This window comes from Luteimonas galliterrae, assembly GCF_023374055.1.
GTDB classification, from domain to species: Bacteria; Pseudomonadota; Gammaproteobacteria; order Xanthomonadales; family Xanthomonadaceae; genus Luteimonas_C; species Luteimonas_C galliterrae.
The window spans coordinates 701,443-724,161 of record NZ_JAMBEP010000001.1 but is presented as its reverse complement, the minus strand read 5'-3'; the positions used below and the strand labels follow the sequence as shown (position 1 = coordinate 724,161).

Genomic DNA, 22,719 nt, shown 5'->3' with positions numbered 1-22,719 from the left:
CAGGGGAGCTCCGTGAACATCGTCATTGTCGACGACCAGACCTCAGCACGGACCATGCTGCGGCACATCATCGAGGACATCACGCCGCAGCTGTCGGTGAGCGATTTCGGCGATGCGGAAGCCGCGCTGAGATGGTGCGACCACAACCGGCCGGACCTGCTGTTGCTCGATTACCGCATGCCCGGTATGGACGGGCTGGAATTCGCGCGCCGCTTCCGCCGCGCGCCGTCGCACCGCGACGTGCCGATCGTGCTGGTGACCGTCGTCGGCGACGAGCCGGTGCGGCAGGCCGCGCTCGAGGCCGGCGTGATCGACTTCCTGGTCAAGCCGGTACGCCCGCGCGAACTGCGCGCGCGCTGCAAGAACCTGCTGCAGTTGCGCCAGCAGACCGAGAACGTGAAGCAGCGCGCGCTGTCGCTGGAGCAGCGGCTGCTGTCGAGCATGCACGAGGTCGAGGAGCGCGAGCGCGAGACGCTGTCGCGGCTGGCCCGCGCCATCGAATATCGCGACGTCGGCACCAGCGCCTTCCTGGAGCGCATGGCGCACGTGGCCGGGCTGATCGCCGAGCACTTGGGCATGTTCGAGGACGAGGTGCGCGTACTGGAAATGGCTGCGCCGCTGCACGACATGGGCAAGATCGCCATCCCCGATGCGATCCTGCTCAAGCCCGGTCCGCTCACCGAGGACGAGACCACGGTAATGCGCACCCACCCGCGGATCGGCTACGAACTGCTCAACGACAGCCAGAACCGCTTCATCCAGATGGGCGCCGTCATCGCGCTGCGCCACCACGAGCGCTACGACGGCAGCGGCTATCCGGACGGCTTGTCCGGCGAGGCGATCCCGATCGAGGCGCGGATCGTGGCGGTGGCCGACGTGTTCGACGCGCTGATCTCGCCGCGCCCGTACAAGGATCCGTGGAGCATCGACGCCGCGCTCGCCTATCTCTACGCGCAGCGCGGACGCCTGTTCGACCCCAACTGCGTCGACGCGCTGGTGCGCAACCGCTCGCGGCTCGAGGACATCTGCCAACGCTTCTCCACCACGCGGAGACCGGGGCTCAATTGAGATGCGTGCCTCGCTCGCCGCCTTGAAGCAGCGCTTGGCGCACCGCCCCGACAGCGAACATGGGCAGGCGATCGTGCGTTTGGCGATCGCATCGCTGATCCTGACTTATCTGTGGAGCCTGCAGCAGTTCGGCGACAACGCCAACGTCCGGCCGATGCTGCTGGTGATGGCGGTGGAGACGCTGGTGGGCTTCGGCCTGCTGGCGGGCATCGTGATCCATCCCGGCGTGTCGCACCTGCGCCGCTGGATCGGCATGCTGGCCGACTACACCACGCTGGCCGTGCTGATGTCGCTCAACGCCGAGGCGTTGGCGCCGCTGTACGTGATCACCATGTGGGTGACCATCGGCAACGGCTTGCGTTACGGCACGTTCTACCTGTATTCGGCGGTGGGGCTGTCTTCGCTCTCGTTCATGGCGGTGATCCTGGCCAACGACTACTGGCGCCAGCAGCCTTACCTGGCCGGTGGCCTGTGGTTCGGGCTGATCGCCATCCCCGGGTACCTGTCGTCGCTGCTCAAGAGCCTGCAGCGCGTCACCGAGGAGGCTCGGCGCGCCAATGCCGCCAAGACGCGCTTCCTGGCCAACATGAGCCACGAGTTCCGTTCGCCGCTTAACGGCATCATCGGCATGGCCGAACTGATGCGCGGCACCAAGCTCGGGCCCGAGCAGAAGGAATATGCGGAAGTCATCCACACCTCCGCTCAGACCTTGCTGCTGCTGGTGGACGACGTGCTCGACATCTCCGCGATCGAGACCGGCAAGCTGCAGCGCAAGGACGCCGATTTCAACCTGGCCGACCAGATCGAGCGCCTGCAGAAGATGCTGCAGCCGCAGGCGGTGGGCAAGGGGCTGACGCTGAAGGTCGGCATCGACAAGGACGTGCCGGTGCTGCTGCACGGCGACGGCGCGCACCTCAACCAGATACTGCTCAACCTGATGCACAACGCGGTCAAGTTCACCGAGCAGGGCGAAGTGTCGCTGTCGGTGAAGACCCAGAGCGTCGATGGCGACCGCGCGCAACTGCTGTTCTCGGTGCGCGACACCGGCATCGGAATCCCCGAAGACGCCAAGGAACGCATCTTCGGCGCCTTCGAGCAGGTCGACAGCGGCCCGACCCGCCGTTTCGGCGGCACCGGCCTGGGCACCACCATCGCCAAGACTCTGGCGCTGCTGCTGGAAGGCGAGATCGGGCTGGAAGACAACCCCGGCGGCGGCAGCCATTTCTGGGTGCGGCTGCCGATGCGCGTACGCCGCGGCGAAACGCAGCGCGAGATCGACGAGGGGCCGGGCAACATCGTCGCCTTCGACGACCCCTTCATCCGCCACAAGGCGCGGGTACGGCCGCTGCGGATCCTGATCGCCGACGACCAGCACGCCAACCGCACGGTGGTGACGCGCATCCTGGAGCGCGCGGGCCATCGCGTGCAGGCCGCCAACGACGGCGAGCAGGCGCTGGACATGATCGAGGTGGGCAACGTCGACTTGGCCGTGATCGACATGCACATGCCCCAGCTCAGCGGCCTGGACGTGATCCGCCAGTTGCGTTTCATGCAGGCCGGCAGCAAGCGTACGCCGATAATCGTGCTCAGCGCCGACGCCACGCCGCAAGCCTCGCGCGACGCCGAGGAAGCCGGCGCGCAGGCCTTCCTCACCAAACCTGTGGTGGTCGGCAAGCTGCTGGAAACCATCGCCGACGTGATGAGCCCGCAGAAGACGCCGGCGGTGCGCCCGGTCAGCGAGTCGGCCAGGCCGGTCACCAATCCGGCGGTGCTGAAGGAACTGGCGGAGATGGGCTTGGGCGAGCCGTTCCTGCGAGATTTCGTCGAACAATGCCTCAAGGACGCCGCCGGCTGCCTGGCCGAATTGGGCCAGACCGGCGCCGCCAAGAACTGGGGCGATTTCCGCGAAGCGGCTCACGCCTTCAAGGGCGTGGCCGAAAACCTGGGTGCGCAATTCATCGCCGAGCGCTGCTCTTACGCCATGCGCGCCAGCGACGAGACGCTCGCGCGCGACTATTCGCGGCTGGTCGGCGAACTGACCCAGCAGTTGTCCGCCGTTTCCGAGCAGAGCCGCAACGAAGTGGTGCGTTTGACCCGCACGAGTCCAGACACGCCAGGCTCTTCGATGCCTGGCCCCGACGCTTCCTGAGCGGCCGGGCTGACCACACCCGCGTCGGGTGTGGACGTCCCCCTGATTCCCTTCAGTTCCCCTTGCCTGAAGCCCCTTAAGCCGAGATGGCCTGCTGCAGCGTTTGCGGCGTGACGGTTTCGGCGCGGCGTTGCTGGGCGCGGATCAGGCGTTCCATGGTGCGCAGCGCGCGGTCGTTGAGGCGCATTGCGGCGTCGACCCACTCGGTGGTGACTGCCAGCAGCTCGTCCAGCGACACCGGCTTGCAGGCCTGGCGGATCGCGTTCATCGAACGCAGCGCGTTGCCCATGCGCTTGTGCTTGCGGATCAGCTCGCGCGCGAACTGCTGGCCTTCGCCCTTGGGCACCACGTAGTCCACCACGCCCATCTGCAGCAGCTCCTCGACCGGGTAGACGCGCGCGTCGAGCATCATCCGCTCGGCCTGCGCCGGCGACACGCGGCGAGTCAGGAAGGTGTAGGCGCCCATGCCCGGGAACAGGTCGAACAGGACTTCCGGGAAGCCCATGCCGGTGCCTTCCTCGGCGATGATGGTGTGGCAGCACAGTGCGGCTTCGAAACCGCCGCCCAGCGCGTCGCCTTGGATCACGGCGATGCTGTGCACGCGGTCTTCGTACAGGCGCGAGAAGTTGTAGGCCACTTCGACGCACAGGCGCGCGTATTCCAACAGGCGGCCTCGGTTGCCGCTGCGGATCAGGTGCGAGAACAGTGCGAGGTCGCCGCCGAGGTTGAACACGTCGGCATCGGAAGCGAGCACAAGGTGGTGGATGCCGGCTTTCGGATCGCTATCGGCCGCCAGCTTGCGGCGAATGCGTTCCTGGCTGCGCTTCATCTCTTGCAGCAGGCGTTCGGAGAAGCAGGGGTGATAGACGTCCGAGGGATTGGCGTGCATGTAGCACCAATCGGCTTGGCCGGTTTCGTCGGTGACGTGGCGGACCAGGGACGGATCGAGAGTGACGGGGACGCGTTCGAGCAAGGACATGGCGGGGCTCCGGACAGGGCAAAGGATCGACATTAGGCGGACAGGCCGCCCGCGCGACGATCCTACACCTGAACCAAATCTAAAGATGCAAGCCCGCCCCCGGACCGGCCGGGGGACTAGAAGTCGTTCATGCAGGGGAAAGCCGGCCTAGCCGACAGCTGTCGTAGAAGGCGGATCCCGCAGCTCCCGCCTCAAGATTTTGCCGACATTGGTCTTGGGCAGCTCGGTTCGGAATTCCACGAATTTGGGCTGCTTGTACCCGGTGAGGTTCTCACGGGCATGGGCCTTGACCTGGTCGGCGGTCAGGGCGGGATCCTTCTTCACGATCACGACCTTCACCGCCTCGCCGGACTTCTCGTCCGGCACGCCGACCGCGGCCACTTCCAACACGCCCGGCATCAGCGCGATCACATCCTCGACTTCGTTCGGATACACGTTGAAGCCCGAGACCAGGATCATGTCCTTCTTGCGGTCGACGATATAGAAATAGCCTTTCCCGTCCATCTTCGCCATGTCGCCGGTATGCAGCCAGCCGTCGGCGTCGATGACGTTCGCGGTTTCCTCGGGGCGCTGCCAATACCCCTTCATCACCTGCGGGCCCTTGATGCACAGCTCGCCGACCTGGCCCATCGGCAGTCGGTTGCCGTCGTCGTCCTTCACGCAGGCGTCGGTGGAAGAGATCGGCAGGCCGATCGCGCCGTTGTAATCGGCCAGGTCGAGCGGATTGATGCAGGCGGCCGGCGAAGTTTCGGTCAAGCCGTAGGCTTCCACCAGCGTCACGCCGGTGACCTTCTTCCAGCGGTCGGCGACGGCGCGCTGCACCGCCATCGCGCCGCCCAAGGTCAGTTTCAGGTGCGAGAAATCGAGTTTGTCGAAGCCCGGCGTATTGAGCAGGCCGTTGAACAGCGTGTTGACGCCGGTGATCGCGGAGAACTTCACCTTGCCCAGCTCCTTGACGAAGCCGGGCATGTCGCGCGGGTTGGTGATCAGGTAGTTCATGCCGCCGAACTTCATGAAGACCAGGCCGTTCGCCGTCAGCGCGAAGATGTGGTACAGCGGGATCGCGGTGATGATGATCTCTTTGCCCATCTCCATGTTGGTGCCGATCCACGCCGACGCCTGCTGCATGTTGGCGACCAGGTTGCGGTGGGTCAGGATCGCGCCCTTGGCCACGCCGGTGGTGCCGCCGGTGTACTGCAGGAAGGCGATATCGCCGGGTTCGATGACGACTTCCGGCAGCGCATGCCGCTGGCCCAGCGTGAGCGCGTCCTTGAAGCGGATGGCGCCGGGGATGTCGTAGTCGGGCACCATCTTCTTCACGTTCTTCAGCATGAAGTTGACGATCGCGCCCTTGGGGAAGCCGAGCATGTCGCCCAAGCCGGTGGCGATCACGTGCTTGACTTCCGTCTCGGCCAGCACCTGCTGCAGCGTGTGGCCGAAGTTGTCGAGCACCACGATCGCCTTGGCGCCGGAGTCCTGCAACTGGTGGCGCAGTTCGCGCGCCGTGTACAGCGGATTGTGGTTAACGACCACCAGGCCCGCGCGCAGGATCCCGAACGTCGCGATCGGGTACTGCAGGCAGTTCGGCATCATGATCGCGACCCGATCGCCCTTCTTGAGCTTCAGTTCGCCCAACAGGTAGGCGGCGAACTGCCGGCTGAGCCGATCGATCTCGTCGTAGTTCAGGGTTTTGCCGAGGTTGCTGAACGCGGGTCTGTCGCGGAACTGCTCGAACGAGGATTCCAGCACCGAAACGATGGAAGGGAATTGCTCCAGATCGATCTCGGCCGGCACGCCGGCCGGGTAGCTGGACAGCCACGGACGTTCTTGATCCACTGCGATTTCCCCCATCGTGTGATGATTCTTGGCTGAGGCGCGCGGCGCCTGCCGGGATTGGAGCATAGGCTCTAGAGGCTGGCAAGGCGGATCGCAGCACCGCTGTCGAGACCTGAGCGCGGCGTGCTAGCGTGATCTTTCTCGCCGCTTCCGAGCCGCCATGTCCGGATCCGCTTCGAATCGCCGAACACCATTCCCGCAAGCCTGCTTGCGTATGTTCGCCTGCGCCCTGGTCGGCGCGTGGCTGTTCGCTGCGTGTTCGAAAACGCCGCCGGAAGAAGCCTTGCGGCAGCGCCTGGCGGAATTGCGGCAAGGCATCGAAGCGCGCGACGCGGACGCGGTCGAAGAAGCGTTGGCCGAGGATTTCATCGGTCCCGACGGCCTGGACCGCACAGGCGCACGGCGCCTGGCGGCGCTCATGCTGATGCGCCACGACGCGGTGAGCCTCACGTTCGGGCCGTTGGACGTGCGGGTGCGCGACCGGCATGCGACCGTGCGTTTCACCGCGGCGGCCACGGGCGGGTCGGGGCGCCTTCTGCCCGATTCGGCCCAGATTTACGACGTCGAAACCGGATGGCGAATGGAAGGCGACGAGTGGCGCATGACCAGCGCCGATTGGAAGCCCGAACTCTGAGCCCGCCTTCCGTTTTTTCGTAGGAGCGGCCGTTTTGTAGGAGCGGCTTTAGCCGCGAGCTTTCGCTACGTGTTCGCGAGAGCTTGGAGGGAAGAGCTCGCGGCTAAAGCCGCTCCTACAAAAAGCGGAAAGGGCGGCCAGGCCGCCCTTTCGCTGCGTTACGAAGCGAAGATCAATCCGCCTTGCGCGCCGCCAACTGCCGCAGCACGTACTGCAGCAAGCCGCCATGGCGGAAGTACTCGACTTCCTTCGGCGTCAGCAGCAGCACCTTGACCTCGAAGGTCTTCTTGCTGCCGTCGGCCTTGGTCGCGGTGACGGTGGCGGTCTTCGAAGCGCCGTCGTTCAGGCCGGTGATATCGAAGCTTTCCGAACCGTCCAGGCCCAGCGTCTGCGCGTTTTCGCCGTCCTTGAACTGGCAGGGCAGCACGCCCATGCCGACCAGGTTGGAGCGGTGGATGCGCTCGAAGCTCTCGGCCACGACCGCCTTGACGCCAAGCAGGTTGGTGCCCTTGGCCGCCCAGTCGCGCGAGGAGCCGGTGCCGTATTCCTTGCCGGCGAACACCACCAGCGGCACGCCGTCGGTCTTGTAGCTCATGGCCGCGTCGTAAATCGCCATCTTCTGCGGCGCTGCGCCGCCCTTGCCGTAGTACAGCGTATTGCCGCCTTCCTCGCCGCCGAGCATCAGGTTCTTGATGCGGATGTTGGCGAAGGTGCCGCGCACCATCACGTCGTCGTTGCCGCGGCGCGAGCCGTAGCTGTTGAAGTCCGCCGGCTGCACGCCGCGTTCCTGCAGGAAGCGGCCCGCGGGCGAATCCTTCTTGATGTTGCCGGCCGGTGAGATGTGGTCGGTGGTGATCGAATCGCCGAACAGGCCCAGCGCACGGGCGCCGTGGACGTCGTCGATGTTGCCCACGCTCATCGTCATGCCGTCGAAGTAGGGCGGATTCTTGATGTAGGTGGAAGACGCGTCCCACCGGTACGACTCGCCGTCGGGCGAGGCGATGTTGTTCCAGCGGCTGTCGCCCTTGAACACGTCGGCATAGTTCTGCGCGAACAGCTCCGGGCCGACGGTGGCGGCGATGGTGTCGCCGATTTCCTTGTTGCTCGGCCAGATGTCGCGCAGGAACACGTCCTTGCCGTTCTGATCCTGGCCGATCGGCTGCGTGGTCAGGTCGATGTTGACCGTGCCGGCCAGCGCATAAGCCACGACCAGCGGCGGCGAAGCCAGATAGTTGGCTTTTACTTCCGGATGCACGCGGCCTTCGAAATTGCGGTTGCCCGACAGCACCGAAGCCACGACCAGTTCGTTCTCGGCGATGCCCTTGGACACTTCGTCCGGCAGCGGGCCGGAGTTGCCGATGCAGGTCGTGCAACCGTAGCCGACCACGTAGAAGCCGAGCGCTTCCAGGTCGTCCAGCACGCCGGCCTTCTTCAGGTAATCGGTGACCACCAGCGAGCCCGGGCCGAGCGAAGTTTTGACCCACGGCTTGGCCTTCAGGCCGAGCTTGTTGGCGTTGCGCGCCAGCAGGCCGGCGCCCAGCATCACCGCCGGGTTGGACGTGTTGGTGCAGGACGTGATCGCGGCGATCACCACCGAGCCGTCGCGCAATTCGGCGTCGTGGTTCTGGATGCGGATCTTGGACACGGGCTCGGCGGCCAGATGCTCGGCCTGCGGCTGGGCGCCGCCTTCTTCCTTGAAGTCCTCGATCGCGCAGCCGGTCTTAGGCTTGCGGTTGGCGGTGAGCGGGCCGAGGTTTTCCCTGAAGTTGCGATGCATGTCCTCGAGCAGCACCCGATCCTGCGGACGCTTGGGGCCGGCCAGCGAAGGACGCACGTCGGCCATGTCCAGTTCCAGCGTGGCGGAATATTCGGCGTGCGGCGAATGGGCGTCGTGCCACAGGCCCTGCGCCTTGGCATAGGCCTCGACCAGCGCGATCTGGTCCTCGCTGCGGCCGGACAGGCGCAGATAGGTCAGCGATTCGGCGTCGATCGGGAAGATGCCGCAGGTGGCGCCGTATTCCGGGGCCATGTTGGCGATGGTGGCGCGATCGGCCAACGGCAGGTACTGCAGGCCGTCGCCGTAGAACTCGACGAACTTGCCGACCACGCCGTGCTTGCGCAGCATCTGGGTGACGGTGAGCACCAGGTCGGTGGCGGTGGCGCCTTCGGGCAGCCTGCCGGTCAGCTTGAAACCGACCACTTGCGGGATCAGCATCGACGAGGGCTGGCCCAGCATCGCCGCTTCGGCCTCGATGCCGCCCACGCCCCAGCCCAGCACGCCGATGCCGTTGATCATCGTGGTGTGGCTGTCGGTGCCGAACACGGTATCCGGGAAGGCCATCAGCTCGCCGTCGACCTCGCGTTCCATCACCACGCGCGCCAGGTTCTCCAGGTTCACCTGGTGGACGATGCCGGTGTTGGGCGGCACTACCTTGAAGTTCTCGAACGCCTTCTGGCCCCAGCGCAGGAAGCCGTAGCGTTCCTTGTTGCGTTCGAACTCGATCTTGCCGTTCAAGTCCAGCGCATCCGGGCGGCCGAACACGTCGACCTGCACCGAATGGTCGATGACCAGTTCGGACGGGATCAGCGGATTGATCTGCGAAGGCTTGCCGCCGAGCTTGGCGACCGCGTCGCGCATTGCCGCCAGGTCGACGACGCAGGGCACGCCGGTGAAGTCCTGCAGCACCACGCGCGCCGGCATGAAAGCGATTTCGGTGTCCGGTTCGGCCTTCGGGTTCCACTGGGCGACCGCTTCGATGTGCTCCTTGCCGACCGTGATGCCGCCGTCTTCGTGGCGCAGCAGGTTCTCCAGCAGGATCTTCATCGAATAAGGCAGCTTGGCCAGATCGAAGCGCTCGCCGAGTTTGGGCAAGCTGACGTAGGTGTACGACTTTCCGTTGACGTCGAGTCGGGCGCGGGTGGCGAAGGAGTCGGCCATGAAGGCTCCTGGCGGTATGGCGGGGAGGGCGGGAGGAAAACACCGCGGTTAGCCTGCTTATTATGCCGTAAGCGGCGTTCGGACGCAGCATCCATGCGGTACAGACCAACGTCGTATGGCAAGCATCCGCTGTGGTTTTTGCTGTCGCCCCTTTGAAAAAGGGGGCTATGGGGGATTTGCTTCTGCTTTGGCTTTTTTTACTCCGGATCGAAGAGCAAATCCCCCTCGGTCCCCTTTTTCAAAGGGGGAGGAACAGCAAAAAAGCGGCGTTAGCCGCCAGCGGCTTCCAGCATCTCCCTGCGGCGCAGGAAAAAATCCCAGAAACTGCCGCCCAACTGCCGCCACAGCACCGCCGAGCGCAGCGCGGCGAGCAGGATCGAGCGGATTTCAGCCACGACTCCGGCCTGGCCGAGATAGTGCGGATTGCCTTGCACCATCACCCGTGGGCGCAACTGGCTGATAGTGCCGGCATAAAGGCTGCCCAGCCCGGCCAGGATGTCCGGATGCGCGCTTCCCAGCCGCTCGGCCGCCGGCGCCAGCGAGGCGATGCCGCGCTGCACCTGATTCACCGCTTCGGCGTCGCCGACGAAGCTGCGCTCGATCTGCAGCACTGCCAGCGCCAGCTTGGGCAGCAGCGGATCTTCGCTGCCGCTGCCCAGGTACTCGCGCACCAGCCGCAAACCGGGCTGCAGTGAGGACGCGTCGCCGTAGACCGCCAGCGGCGATTCGGCATCGATCCGGAACACCGAGTCGATGGCCGTAGCCACCACGCTCGCATCCGATTGTCCGGTTTCGGCGATCCGGCGCACCTGCTGCAGCGCCTGCGCCAAGCCCGCCAGGGCCAATATCCGTTCCTGCATCGCCGGGTTCATGCTGCGTAATTCCTTTCCGTGTGAGCGTGCAGCCTGAGTTCCAACGGCGCATCGGTGGCGGCGATCACCGCGCCGCCGAGGCAGGCATCGCCTTCGTACAGCACCAGCGACTGGCCGGGGGTGACGGCGCGCTGGTCGCGCGCGAAACGCGCCTGCAGCGTGCCGTCGTCGCGCACGGTCACCTCGCAGGCTTCCGCCGCCTGCCGGTAACGCGTCTGCGCGGTGCAGGCGAAGCGTTGCGCCGGCGGGTGGCCGGCGATCCAGTGCGCGCCTTCCGACCACAGGTTGCGCGACTGCAGCCACGCATTGTCGATGCCCTGGTCGACGTACAGCACGTTGTTCGCCACGTCCTTGCCGACCACATACCAGGGCGCAGCTTCGAAACCGCGCACGCCGCCGATATTCAGCCCCTCGCGCTGGCCGAGGGTGAAATAGAAGACGCCGGCATGCGTGCCGACGGCGCGGCCGTCGGGCGTGCGGATTTCGCCTTCGCGGGCAGGCAGGTAGCGCGACAGGAATTCGCGGAAATCGCGTTCGCCGATGAAGCAGATCCCGGTGGAATCCTTCTTCTCCGCCGTCGGCAGCGCGGCTTGGGCGGCGAGGGCGCGCACATCGCGCTTGAGCATGCCGCCGAGCGGAAACTCGGTAGCCGACAATTGCGCCTGTCCGAGCTGGTGCAGGAAATAGCTCTGGTCCTTGCCGCTGTCGACCGCCCGCAGCAGCGCCCAGCGGCCGTCGCGCTTTTCGACCCGCGCGTAATGGCCGGTGGCGATGCGCTCGGCGCCCAGGTCGCGCGCCGCATCCAGGAAATGCTTGAACTTGATCTCGCGGTTGCACAGCACGTCAGGATTGGGCGTGCGCCCGGCGGCGTATTCGGCCAGGAAGTGCGAGAACACGCCGTCCCAGTACTCGCGCGAAAAATCGCGGAAATGGATCGGCAACCCGAGCCGGCCGCAGACCGCGACGGCGTCCTTGCGGTCGTCTTCGGCGCGGCAGTCGCCGCTGCCGTCGTCGGCCCAGTTCTGCATGAACAGGCCGGCCACCGTCTCGTCCGGATGGGCGAGGGCGCGGTCGCGCAGCAGCAGCGCGGCGACCGAAGAGTCGACGCCGCCGGAAACGCCGACGATGGTCCGGGGCGCGCTCATGCCAAGTGCTGGGCCAGGGCCAGCGGATAGCGCCGTCCGGCCAGGTAGTCGGTCACCGCGCGCCAGACCAGCGGGCTGCGGTGGCGCGGCTGTGCGGCCTGCAGTTCGTCGGGGGTGAGCCAAAGCGCGCGCACGATGCCTTCGTCCAGCGATCGTTGCGGATCGTGGAACACAGTGTCCGCCGCGAAAGCGAAGCGCAGGTAATGACGCTGGGTTTCCGGCGCCTTCCACTGGTAGGCGCCGATGAAGGCCGTCAGGCGCACGTCCCAGCCGGTTTCTTCGCGCGTTTCGCGCAAGGCGGCATGCTCCAGGCTTTCGTCCGGTTCCAGATGGCCGGCCGGCTGGTTGAGCACCAGGCTGCCGTTGACCCTTTCCTCGACGCACAGCAGGCGTCCGTCGCGCACCACCACCGTGGCCACGGTCACATCGGGCTGCCAGAAGCGGCCCTCGCGATAGCTCATGCGCGGCGTCCTGGGTGGGTCGGGATGAGCTTGTCGATTCGCATCACGCCCCTATTTTCCTTTGTTACGGGGTGCCGCGTCCACGTCGCGCCCCTTCCGCACGTTCGTATAATCGAGACCATGGCAAAGAAAACCGATCAAGACCGCGACCACGGCGCCATCGTCGAGACGGCCAAGCCCGAAACGGCCCGGCCGCCGCTGTATTCCGTCCTATTGCTGAACGACGACTACACGCCGATGGATTTCGTGGTGGAAGTGCTGGTGAGCTTCTTCTCGCTCAGCCTGGATAAAGCCACCCAGATCATGCTGCACGTGCATACCCGCGGCCGCGGCGTTTGCGGCGTCTACACCCGGGAAGTGGCAGAGTCGAAGGTGGCCCAAGTTAACGAGTTCTCCCGTATGCATCAGCATCCCCTCCTGTGCACGATGGAAAAAGCCTAGGATGAGGCGGGGGCCTAGGATGGAAATGGTCCGAAGTCGTCCCCAGATAGGGCAGCAGTCGTAACGGAGGCATCCGCCCCATGTTCTCGAAAGACCTCGAACACACCATCGGCCAGTGCTACAAGCGCGCCCGCGAGGCGCGCCACGAGTACATGACGGTCGAACACCTGCTGCTGGCCCTGCTGGACAATCCCTCCGCCGAAGCGGTGCTGAAAGCCTGCAGCGCCGATTTCCCGCGCCTGCGCAGCGAACTGGACCAAGCCATCGACACTTCGGTCGCCAAGCTGACCGACGACGACGGCCGCGACACCCAGCCCACGCTGGGCTTCCAGCGCGTGCTGCAGCGCGCCGTCTACCACGTGCAGTCCTCGGGCAAGAAGGAAGTCACCGGCGCCAACGTGCTGGTGGCCATTTACGGCGAGAAGGATTCGCACGCGGTCTATTTCCTCAACCAGCAGGACGTGACCCGGCTGGACGTGGTCAATTACCTGTCGCACGGCATCGCCAAGCTCGGCGAGGACGAGTCCGCGCAGAGCGGCGAAGACCAGGCCAAAGGCGGGGAAGGCGAGGGCGAGCACAAGGGCGATGCCCTGAGCGAATTCGCCAGCGACCTCAACCAGCTGGCCCGCGACGGCAAGATCGATCCCCTGGTCGGCCGCGCCGACGAAGTGGAACGCACCATCCAGGTGCTCTGCCGCCGGCGCAAGAACAACCCGCTGTACGTCGGCGAAGCCGGCGTCGGCAAGACCGCGCTGGCCGAGGGCCTGGCCAAGCGCATCGTCGAAGGCAACGTGCCCGAAGTGCTGGCCGACGCCACCATCTATGCCCTGGACCTGGGCGCGCTGGTCGCCGGCACCAAGTACCGCGGCGATTTCGAGAAGCGGCTCAAGGCTGTGCTCGCGCAATTGAAGAAGCACCCGGGCGCGATCCTGTTCATCGACGAGATCCACACCATCATCGGCGCCGGTTCCGCTTCGGGCGGCACCATGGACGCCAGCAACCTGATCAAGCCGATGCTGGCTTCGGGCGAGCTGCGCTGCATCGGCTCGACCACGTTCCAGGAATACCGCGGCATCTTCGAGAAGGACCGCGCCCTGGCGCGCCGCTTCCAGAAGATCGACATCGTCGAACCGACGGTGGGCGAGACCGTGGAGATCCTGCAAGGCCTCAAGCCGCGCTACGAACAGCACCACGGCGTCAGCTACGCCGACGATGCGATCAAGGCCGCGGTCGACCTGTCGGTGAAACACATCGGCGACCGTTTGTTGCCCGACAAGGCCATCGACGTGATCGACGAAGCCGGCGCGCGCCAGCGCCTGCTGCCCGAGGACGTGCGCAAGCAGATCATCGACGTCGAAGAGATCGAGACCATCGTCGCCAAGATGGCGCGCATCCCGGCCAAGCAGGTCAGCGCTTCCGACAAGGACGTATTGCTGCACCTGGAGCGCAACCTGAAGATGGTGATCTTCGGCCAGGATCCGGCGATCGAAACGCTGACGTCGGCCATCAAGCTCGCCCGTTCCGGTTTGGGCAACCCCGACAAGCCGATCGGCAACTTCCTGTTCGCCGGCCCCACCGGCGTGGGCAAGACCGAGGTGACCAAACAACTCGCGCTGCAGTTGGGCATCGAGCTGGTCCGCTTCGACATGAGCGAATACATGGAGCCGCATTCGGTCAGCCGTCTGATCGGCGCGCCTCCGGGCTACGTCGGATTCGACCAAGGCGGCCTGCTGACCGAGAAGATCGTCAAGACGCCGCACTGCGTGCTGCTGCTGGACGAGGTGGAGAAAGCGCATCCGGACATCTTCAACATCCTGTTGCAGGTGATGGACCGCGGCATCCTGACCGATACCAACGGCCGCGAAGCCAACTTCAAGAACGTGATCCTGGTGATGACGACCAACGCCGGCGCCGCGCAGGCCGCACGCCGGACGATCGGCTTCACCCAGCAAGACCACAGCACCGACGCGATGGAAGTGATCCGCCGCAGCTTCACCCCGGAATTCCGCAACCGCCTCGATGCGGTGGTGCAGTTCCAGGCGCTGGGCTTCGACCACATCCTGCGCGTGGTGGACAAGTTCCTGATCGAGCTGGAGATGCAACTGCACGACAAGAACGTGTCGCTGTCGGCCACCCCGGCCGCGCGCGACTGGCTGGCCCAGCACGGCTTCGATCCGCTGATGGGCGCCCGCCCGATGGCCCGCGTCATCCAGGACAAGATCAAGCGCGCGCTGGCCGACGAACTGCTGTTCGGCAAGCTCGCCGGCGGCGGCAAGGTCAGCATCGACGTGCGCGACGGAGAGATCGTGGTCGATGCACAGGCCGAGCCGGAGAAGTTGTTGCCGGCGACGGTGAGGTAACGTTCGCCGAAGTCTGACCGAAAAAGCGGGCTTCGGCCCGCTTTGTCGTGGAGCCCGTCGCATGACCCGACATATCGGCATCGTCGCCTGTTCCGCCGAAGGCGCTGCGCTTTGTTATCGCACCCTCTGCGCAGAAGGGTCGAAACTTCTCGGCCCGCATGCGCATCCTGAAATTTCGATGCACACGCCGTCGCTGGCCGACTATGTCGCTTGCTTGGACCGCGACGACTGGCCGGGCGTGGGCGAGATCATGCTCGCTTCGGCGGAAAAGCTTGCCAGAATCGGCGCCGACTTCCTGATCTGCCCCGACAACACCATCCATCAGGCGCTGCCGTACATCGCAGCGCGTTCGCCGCTGCCCTGGCTGCATATCGCCGAAGCGGTGGCGTCCGAAGCCGCCACGCGCGGATTTCGGCGCATCGGCATCACCGGCACGCGCTGGCTGGTGGATAGCGAGACCTACCCGGAAAAATTCGCCGCTCAAGGCCTCGAATATTTGCGTCCGAGTGGCGAAGAACGCGACCAAATCAGCCGCATCATCATGGACGAACTGGTCTACGGCGTGTTCAAGCCCGAATCCGTCGCCTATTTCCGGCAAGTGATCGGACGGATGAAAGAGCAGGGCTGCGATGCCGTGGTGCTCGGCTGCACAGAGATTCCGCTGATCATCGACGACTCTAACTCGCCGCTGCCTACGCTCGACTCGACGCGCCTGCTGGCGCGCGCGGCATTGCGACGGGCGGTATCGAGCGAAGCGTCGGCGTAAGCACGACACTCCGCAACAGCGTTACCTCAGCGTTCGTAGGCGCCGATATCGGTACCTGCGCCTTTGGTTCTGGGATAGCTGGGGCCGCGCTGGTCGTAGACGAGGCCCGCGGCGTTGTTGCCGGCGTCGATGGCAGGGCTGCCGGCCATCAACGCATGGGTCAGGCGCACGCCGCCGTTGTCGGTTAAAGGTTGAAGCAAAGGATCGGCGGAAACAGTGTCCTCAGGCAATTCGGTCGAAGCTCCGCCTTGCATCACTAGATTGTTCGCACCCGTAATCGAGACGATTGTTGATGCTCCAACTTCTCGGGCATCGAGATCGGTACTGGGGCTGCCTTTGCAGGTGTTGTTGGCGAAGATACTGCTGTCTAGATGTGGCGGCAGCTGTTCATCATAGAGAGTGACTGTCACGGCACCCCTGCATTGTTCCCCAGTCATGTTGTTGTAGGCGATAGTGCTGTTGCTCGCCACGAAGCCGCCACGGGTTTCGATAGCGGAGATGAACGGAGAGGAATTTCCGGAAACGGTGCTGTTGACGATGGTCAGTTCATTTATTTGCAGAGCGCCATCTTTGGTAGTGGCGGAGTTCCCGGTAATCGCGGAGTTGATGATCTCGGCTTTCCCGAACACTTCCGCACCGCCGCCCACCCGGGCGACGTTATTGGTCAGCGCCGAATAATGCATGGAGATACTGCCGTAGATGCCTGCTCTGAGGCCGCCTCCCGAGGAGGCTTTGTTGTTGACAATGCGGCTGCGTTCGAGCGCGATGCTTTTTTCGGCGGCTATTCCCCCGCCGTAAGTGCCCGCGCCGCTGAGGCCGTTCGAATGGACGACGCTGCGGGTCGCCATGACGTTTCTCTGCGCATAAATGCCCCCTCCGCCGGCATTGACTCTGGCGTGAGCGCCGCAATGGCGGACTTCGACCCAATCGATGTTCACATCGCCCGCGGAATAGACGCAGCCGCCATAGGCATTACCATCGCCGTCATAGACCACATGCTGTCCGTGCTCGACCGAAAGATGGGAGAGCTTCAGCGTGCCGGCCCCCGTGTGGCGCAACACGCCGCTCTTGTAGACCCCGTCGATGGCCAGTTTGTAGCGCCCCGGCCCGACGATGTTCAAGTCCTGCTGCGCGATCGCGATCGGCGTGCCGGCCAGCTTGATCTGATCGCAATTCAATTGCGTGAGATCGACGGTATCGCCGCTGCTGGCCTGGGCAACCGTATCGCGCAGACTGCCGGACCCGCTGTCGTTGCAATTGGCCACCGATAACGTGGCCGCGCTTGCCGGAGTTGGCAGCGATAACGCTCCAAAACATAGAAGGAACGCCGTTGTCGGCACGGCGTGCCGGCGGGCGCAACGAACGCGGATGTTCATCCGATCTCTCCCATGCGATCTTCCACATGATCGCGATGCGCCGGAGTCTGGCGTCACGTATGTGAGAAAGATGTCGTCAACGCGCGTCACGCGATGCATTGCATCGTGTTTGAAAACGCTTCCGCAACGACTGGCCGCGATGGAGATCGCGCTAACGAACGTCAAGCCCAATTCATCATTCTGTTACGATGAATTGTTCTCAGCGCGAAGTTTTTCGTCGCTGCAGCCAAGTCACGAACGTGAACAAGCGGCGCAAGCCGCGCGCTTCAACGGCACAGCGCCGCGACGTTGCGCTGCAGTTCGGCCTTGGTCTGTTCCAAGTCCTTCCGCTCGGCCGCGGTGGGCCGTTTGGGCCCGTCTTGCTTCTCGGCGGCTTCGACGCGTTCCAAAGAACGCCGCCAGACCGCGCATTGTTCGGCATCGCGCTTGGCGCGTTCTTCCTGCGTCTTTGGGTTGCGCTGCTTGCGCAGGTATTCGCGGTTCTGTTCCAGTTGCTTCTGGATGTCGCCGACGGCCGGTTGCGGAGGCTGGCCGACCGCGGGAGGCTGTTGCGTCGCGATCGCGGGTTTCGGCGGATCGACGCGCGGAATCTTGGTCAGGTCGCGCGGCGCGGCCGGATCGGCCGGCGTGACGGTTCGCGCTTCCTTGGCGCTGGTCGGCGGCGGCTTGTCGGTGTAGTGGACGTTGCCGCTGGCGTCTTTCCAGCGATAGGTGGTCTGCGCTTGAGTCGCCGTGCAAACCAGGGCAGCCGCGAACAGGAGCGCGGCGGGTGCGAACCGGTGAGGGGTCCGCACGCCGGCCATCATTTCATCCGATAGGTGATGCGGCCCTTGGTCAGGTCGTAAGGCGTCATTTCGACCTTGACCTTGTCTCCTGTGAGGATGCGGATGTAGTTCTTGCGCATCCGCCCGGAGATATGGGCGATGATCTCGTGGCCGTTCTCCAGCTTCACCCGGAACATGGTGTTCGGGAGGGTTTCGGAGATCGTGCCTTCGAATTCGATGACGTCGTCTTTCGCCATGCGTCCTTTGCTGCCTGAGATTGCCGGGCGCGGAGCGCCTGGAAGCCGGGCATTCTGCCACGCGCGGCCATGGCAAGCAAAGAAAGCGTTAATCCGCGCCGCAGGCCAGTTGGCTGGCGCGCAATTGCCCGAAGGCATCCGTCCAGCGGCCCGGCGCCTGCGTTTGGGCCAGGCCATGCGCGATGCGGGCGATGAATTCCCGGCGCGGCCACGATTCCGCGCCCAGGCTGAGCAGGTGCGGGCTCTCGACCTGGGCATCGATCAGGGGCCAGCCCCAACCGTGGAGGCGCCGCGCCAGAGCGGCCAGGGCCACTTTCGAACCGCCCGATTGCGCGCTGAACATGCTCTCGCCGAAAAACATCCGGCCTACCGCCACGCCGTAGATCCCGCCGGCCAGGCGCTCGCCGTCGAACACCTCCACCGAATGGGCGTGGCCATGGCGGTGCAATTCCAGGTAAGCCGATTGCATGGCATCGGTGATCCAGGTGCCGCGCTGGCCCAGCCGCGGCGTATGCGCGCAGGCCGACAACACCGCAGCGAAGGCGGTATCGGCGCGTATTTCCCAGTGGGACGAGTTCAATGTCCGGCGGAAGCGCGACGACAGGCGCACGCCGTCGCTGCGGAATACGGTGCGCGGGTCGGGGCTCCACCACAGGATCGGCTGGCCGCGCGAATACCAGGGAAAGATGCCGTGGCGATAGGCGTTCAATAGCCGCACAACGGACAGGTCGCCGCCCATCGCGAGCAGGCCGTCGGGCTCGCGCAGCGCGGTCTCGACCGGCGGGAACGGCGAGGCCGGGTCCGGGTCGAGCTGCGGGATGCGCAAGGCCATGCCGGGCACGTTAAACCAACGGCCTTTTTTGTGGGAGCGGCTTTTTGTAGGAGCGGCTTCAGCCGCGAGCTTTTCCTGACTATGCAACAACTCGAAAAGCTCGCGGCTGAAGCCGCTCCTACAAGAGCCGCTCCTAAAAGGGCATTAGCGGCCGGCCCGGAACGGCGAATGCCCCGCCAGCGTCGCCGCATACCGCCGTACCGATAGCGCTTCCTCCTCGCACCAGCGCACCAGCGCCTGGGCGAAGTCCGGATCGGCGATCCAATGCCGGCTGCGCACGAAAGCAGGCAGGAAACCGCGCGCGATCTTGTGTTCGCCCTGGGCGCCGGGCTCGAACACGCGCAGGCCTTCGCGCAGGCAATAGTCGATGCCCTGGTAATAGCAGGTCTCGAAATGCAGTCCCGGCAAGGCGCGCGCCGCGCCCCAATAGCGGCCGTACAGCGTATCTCCGCCGCGCAGGCACAGTGCGCCGGCAATGGTTTCGCCTTCGTGGTCGGCCAGGAACAGCACCAAATTGTCGGGCATGGTTCTGGCGAGATGACGCAGGAAATCCAGCGTCAACGCTGGCGAATTGCCGTATTCGGCGAAGGTCTGCAGGTAGAAGCCGTACATCGCGGCGAGATCGTCGTCGCTCGCGTCGCGTCCGTGCACGGCGCGGAACGTCGCGCCGGCGCGACGGGTCTTGGCGCGTTCCTGGCGGATGTTCTTGCGGTGTTTGTGGTCCATCGCCGCGAGGAAGCCTTCGAAATCCTGCCAGCCGGCGTCGTTGCGCCAGTGGTATTGCACGTCGATGCGCGGCAGCCAGCCTTCTCCGAATGCGCTGTCTTCGGCTTCGGTGTGGAAATTGACGTGGGCCGACGAGAGCCGTTCGCCATCGGCGGCATGGGCCATCGCGGCGAGCAATTGGCTGCGGGCGGTATCGTTGCGCGCCAACAGGCGTGGGCCGGTTACCGGCGAGTAGGGCACCGCGCAAAGGTATTTCGGGAAATAGTCCTGGCCGTAGCGAGCATAGGCGTGCGCCCATGCGTGGTCGAACACGAATTCGCCGTGGGAATTGGTTTTCAGGTAGCCGGGCGCGGCGGCGATCAGCGAGTCGCCTTGCCACAGGGTCAGATGTTGCGGCGTCCAGCCCCATTCTTCGCGCAGGCAGCCGTGCCGTTCGAGGCCGGATAAGAAGGCGTGCGCGACGAAAGGGTTGCGGCCGTCGTGCAGGTCGTCCCAGGCCGCCGGATCGATATCGGCGAGTTTTGCGCAGATGCGTGCGGTAGGCATCCGGATGCCTTTTCTCCCGTCATCCCAGCGAAAGCTGGGACCCATTTTGATCTTGCTGTTGAAAACGCAAAGTCGCTGGATTCCCGCCTTCGCGGGAATGACGGCTTAAAGCAACAGCAAAATGGGTCTGGCGACCCCCGGCCATCGCGCACGGCGCGATGGCGCTCAGCGGCGCGCGAGCCCATGGCTCGCAAACGCGGCGCTTCGCCCCAGCTTTCGCTGGGATGACGGGTGGGGAGGATCGCGGGGATCCGATCAAGCGTCCTTGTCCAAAAACTTCTCGGCGTCCAACGCGGCCATGCAGCCGAAGCCGGCCGACGTGATCGCCTGCCGGTAATGCTGGTCGGCCACGTCGCCGGCTGCGAACACGCCGGCTACCGACGTCGCCGTGGCGCCGCCGCTCAGGCCGGAGCGGATCTCGATGTAGCCGTTGTTCATCGCCAGCTGGCCTTCGAACAACGAAGTGTTGGGCGTGTGCCCGATCGCCACGAAGAAACCGTGGATGTCGATCTGGCGCGTGGAATCGTCGAGCGTAGAACGCAGCCGGAGGCCGGTGACGCCGGCGTCGTCGCCCAGCACCTCGTCGACGGTGTGGTGCCACACGGGCACGATCTTGCCGGCCTGGATCTTGGCGAACAGCTTGTCCTGCATGATCTTTTCCGCGCGCAGCGTGTCGCGGCGGTGCACCAGATAGACCTTGCTGCAGATGTGCGACAGATAAAGCGCTTCTTCGACCGCGGTATTGCCGCCGCCGACCACCGCCACATCGCGGTCCTTGTAGAAGAAGCCGTCGCAGGTGGCGCAGGCGGACACGCCGCGGCCCTTGAAGCGTTCTTCGGATTCGATGCCCAGATACTTGGCGGTGGCGCCGGTGGCGATGACCAGCGCGTCGGCGGTGTATTCGCCGTTGTCGCCCTTCAGCCGGAACGGACGTTGCGACAGGTCGGCGCTATGGATGTGGTCGAAGATCGTTTCGGTCTCGAAGCGCTCGGCATGCGCCTGCATGCGCGCCATCAGGTCCGGGCCCTGCAAACCGTGCGCGTCGCCCGGCCAGTTGTCGACCTCGGTGGTGGTCATCAGCTGTCCGCCCTGCTGCAGGCCGGTGACGACCACCGGCTTCAGGTTGGCGCGGGCGGCGTAGACGGCGGCGGTCCAGCCGGCGGGGCCGGAACCGAGGATCAGCAGGCGGCAGTGCTTGGAGGCGGTCATGTATACTCGCAAACGGTATGAAACACGCTTTGGACGACCATTCCGGGACGATTTTGAGGTCGCGGGACGGTCGGACAGGGCAGCGCGGCGGAACCCATAGCTTGGCGACCGCAACGCCGCTTATCAAGGCGTCAGACCACAACATTGTGTGCCGCGACGCATCGCGCCCTCGGCATATTGGGAATCCTTCGCCCGCGCAGCCATGTGCGGGTTTTCAACATCTAGCGTCAGGCATTTCCGGACGGACCGGTACGGCCTGGCACCCTTGACGGAGATTTGCGATGCGTATCGGCGTACCCAAAGAAACCAAGACCCTCGAAGGCCGCGTTGCATTGGTGCCGGCGGCGGCGGGCGATTTGATCAAGCGCGGCCACGAGGTATGGCTGGAGAAGGACGCGGGCATCAAGTCCGGTTTCAAGGACGCCGACTACACGGCGCTGGGCGTCAAGATCGCGCCCGATGCGGCCGCGCTGTACGACAAGGGCGAGCTGATCGTGAAGGTCAAGGAGCCGATCGAAGGCGACCTGAAGCTGCTGCGCAAAGACCATCTGCTGTTCTGCTACCTGCACCTGGCGCCGCTGCCCGGCCTGACCAAGCGCCTGCTCGACATCGGCCTGACCGGCGTCGCCTTCGAAACCGTCGAACTGGACAACGGCGACCTGCCGCTGCTGGCGCCGATGTCGATCATCGCCGGCAAGATCGGCGTGCAGGTCGGCACGCATCTGTTGCACCAGCCCATGGGCGGCAAGGGCAAGCTGCTCGGCGGCCTGCCGTCGACCGAGCGCGGCAAGGTGGTGGTGTTCGGCGCCGGCCAGGCCGGCGGCAACTCCGCGGCGCTGGCCGCGGCCGGCGGCGCGAATGTGGTGGTGTTCGAGAAGCGCCAGGACCGCATGGACGAAATGATGCGCCTGGGCAACAACGTCACCGCGCTGTACCCGTACGAAGATCTGGTGGCCCGCGAAGTGGCTTCCGCCGATCTGGTGATCGGTGCGGTGCTGGTCACCGGTGCGGTCGCCCCGCACGTGGTCACCCGCGAAATGATGAAGAACATGGAAGACGGCAGCGTCATGGTCGACATCTCCATCGACCAGGGCGGCTGCTTCGAAAGCTCCCGCGCCACCACCTGGAAAGAGCCGACCTATGTGGAAGAGGGCGTGACCCACTTCTGCGTGACCAACATGCCCGGCGCCGTGCCGCAGACCTCGTCGCAGGCGATCTGCGCGGCGATCCTGCCGTGGGTCAACAAGCTGGCTTCGGGCAGCTGGCGCGACAACGCTGCGCTGGTGAAGGGCATCAATGTGGAAGGCGGCAAGTTGGTGCATCCTGCATTGCAGGGGATGAAGCTCTAAGCGGGTCGCTC

At 65.1% G+C, this 22,719-nt stretch carries 18 protein-coding genes and 1 pseudogene; 7 read left to right on the top strand and 12 right to left on the bottom strand.

Translation table 11 applies throughout. The annotated features are described in order from the left end of the window. Positions 1 to 12 precede the first annotated feature (12 nt). Positions 13 to 1,068: pseudogene (locus M2650_RS03300) on the top strand (HD-GYP domain-containing protein); the annotation flags it as partial. Position 1,069: 1 nt separating this feature from the next. After that, positions 1,070 to 3,217: an ATP-binding protein gene (locus M2650_RS03295; RefSeq protein ID WP_249471132.1), complete on the top strand. Its 2,148-nt coding sequence runs from the start codon at positions 1,070 to 1,072 to the stop codon at positions 3,215 to 3,217. 76 nt (positions 3,218 to 3,293) lie between these two features. On the opposite strand, the gene M2650_RS03290 is transcribed toward M2650_RS03295, so the two are convergent. Together M2650_RS03290 and M2650_RS03285 are read right to left on the bottom strand one after the other, a co-directional pair. Continuing rightward, entirely contained in the window at positions 3,294 to 4,196 is a 903-nt protein-coding gene (locus tag M2650_RS03290) for a crotonase/enoyl-CoA hydratase family protein (protein ID WP_249471130.1), read from the bottom strand. Positions 4,197 to 4,343: 147 nt separating this feature from the next. Next, a complete protein-coding gene (locus M2650_RS03285; protein ID WP_249471127.1) occupies positions 4,344 to 6,032 on the bottom strand; it encodes a long-chain fatty acid--CoA ligase in 1,689 nt (562 codons plus the stop codon). Positions 6,033 to 6,246: 214 nt separating this feature from the next. On the opposite strand from M2650_RS03285, the gene M2650_RS03280 reads away from it, so the two are divergent. Continuing rightward, positions 6,247 to 6,666: a nuclear transport factor 2 family protein gene (locus M2650_RS03280; protein ID WP_249474173.1), complete on the top strand. Its 420-nt coding sequence runs from the start codon at positions 6,247 to 6,249 to the stop codon at positions 6,664 to 6,666. 172 nt (positions 6,667 to 6,838) lie between these two features. Here the strand turns inward: M2650_RS03280 and acnA are convergent, their stop codons facing one another. The 4 genes from acnA to M2650_RS03260 all read right to left on the bottom strand — a co-directional run bounded on the left by acnA (position 6,839) and on the right by M2650_RS03260 (position 12,082). Continuing rightward, the gene (acnA, locus tag M2650_RS03275) at positions 6,839 to 9,604 is read right to left on the bottom strand and encodes an aconitate hydratase AcnA (protein ID WP_249471124.1); all 2,766 of its coding nucleotides are present in this window, start codon (positions 9,602 to 9,604) and stop codon (positions 6,839 to 6,841) included. Between the two features lie 269 nt (positions 9,605 to 9,873). Then, the gene (hflD, locus tag M2650_RS03270; RefSeq protein WP_249471121.1) at positions 9,874 to 10,476 is read right to left on the bottom strand and encodes a high frequency lysogenization protein HflD; all 603 of its coding nucleotides are present in this window, start codon (positions 10,474 to 10,476) and stop codon (positions 9,874 to 9,876) included. Beyond that, the gene (gene mnmA / locus M2650_RS03265) at positions 10,473 to 11,621 is read right to left on the bottom strand and encodes a tRNA 2-thiouridine(34) synthase MnmA (protein WP_249471118.1); all 1,149 of its coding nucleotides are present in this window, start codon (positions 11,619 to 11,621) and stop codon (positions 10,473 to 10,475) included. Before mnmA ends, hflD begins: the two co-directional genes overlap by 4 nt. Then, positions 11,618 to 12,082: an NUDIX hydrolase gene (locus tag M2650_RS03260; RefSeq protein WP_249471115.1), complete on the bottom strand. Its 465-nt coding sequence runs from the start codon at positions 12,080 to 12,082 to the stop codon at positions 11,618 to 11,620. Before M2650_RS03260 ends, mnmA begins: the two co-directional genes overlap by 4 nt. A gap of 120 nt (positions 12,083 to 12,202) precedes the next feature. Here M2650_RS03260 and clpS point away from each other — a divergent pair, with 120 nt between their 5' ends. The 3 genes from clpS (at position 12,203) to M2650_RS03245 (ending at position 15,649) form a co-directional block, all read left to right on the top strand. Beyond that, complete coding sequence (gene clpS, locus M2650_RS03255) at positions 12,203 to 12,523, top strand: ATP-dependent Clp protease adapter ClpS (RefSeq protein ID WP_249471112.1); 321 nt, start codon at positions 12,203 to 12,205, stop codon at positions 12,521 to 12,523. Between the two features lie 80 nt (positions 12,524 to 12,603). Then, positions 12,604 to 14,883: an ATP-dependent Clp protease ATP-binding subunit ClpA gene (gene clpA, locus M2650_RS03250; RefSeq protein ID WP_249471109.1), complete on the top strand. Its 2,280-nt coding sequence runs from the start codon at positions 12,604 to 12,606 to the stop codon at positions 14,881 to 14,883. Positions 14,884 to 14,944: 61 nt separating this feature from the next. Next, on the top strand, positions 14,945 to 15,649 hold the full coding sequence (locus tag M2650_RS03245) for an aspartate/glutamate racemase family protein (RefSeq protein WP_249471106.1): 705 nt from the start codon (positions 14,945 to 14,947) through the stop codon (positions 15,647 to 15,649). A 26-nt stretch (positions 15,650 to 15,675) separates the two neighbouring features. Here the strand turns inward: M2650_RS03245 and M2650_RS03240 are convergent, their stop codons facing one another. The 6 genes from M2650_RS03240 to trxB form a co-directional block, all read right to left on the bottom strand. Further along, positions 15,676 to 17,025, bottom strand: a complete 1,350-nt coding sequence (locus M2650_RS03240) for a choice-of-anchor Q domain-containing protein (protein WP_249471104.1) — start codon at positions 17,023 to 17,025, stop codon at positions 15,676 to 15,678. Positions 17,026 to 17,291: 266 nt separating this feature from the next. Further along, positions 17,292 to 17,819 (bottom strand): DUF4124 domain-containing protein, encoded by a 528-nt coding sequence (locus M2650_RS03235; RefSeq protein WP_249471101.1) that lies wholly within the window; start codon positions 17,817 to 17,819, stop codon positions 17,292 to 17,294. Positions 17,820 to 17,827: 8 nt separating this feature from the next. After that, positions 17,828 to 18,046 (bottom strand): translation initiation factor IF-1, encoded by a 219-nt coding sequence (gene infA / locus M2650_RS03230; RefSeq protein ID WP_112926214.1) that lies wholly within the window; start codon positions 18,044 to 18,046, stop codon positions 17,828 to 17,830. A gap of 88 nt (positions 18,047 to 18,134) precedes the next feature. Continuing rightward, complete coding sequence (aat, locus tag M2650_RS03225; protein ID WP_249471099.1) at positions 18,135 to 18,878, bottom strand: leucyl/phenylalanyl-tRNA--protein transferase; 744 nt, start codon at positions 18,876 to 18,878, stop codon at positions 18,135 to 18,137. A gap of 144 nt (positions 18,879 to 19,022) precedes the next feature. Continuing rightward, a complete protein-coding gene (locus tag M2650_RS03220; RefSeq protein ID WP_249471097.1) occupies positions 19,023 to 20,150 on the bottom strand; it encodes a GNAT family N-acetyltransferase in 1,128 nt (375 codons plus the stop codon). Positions 20,151 to 20,405: 255 nt separating this feature from the next. Continuing rightward, positions 20,406 to 21,359, bottom strand: coding sequence for a thioredoxin-disulfide reductase (gene trxB / locus M2650_RS03215; protein WP_249471094.1), 954 nt, complete (start codon positions 21,357 to 21,359; stop codon positions 20,406 to 20,408). Between the two features lie 281 nt (positions 21,360 to 21,640). Between trxB and M2650_RS03210 the strand changes: the two genes are divergently transcribed. Next, a complete protein-coding gene (locus M2650_RS03210) occupies positions 21,641 to 22,708 on the top strand; it encodes an alanine dehydrogenase (RefSeq protein WP_249471091.1) in 1,068 nt (355 codons plus the stop codon). Positions 22,709 to 22,719: the final 11 nt, after the last annotated feature.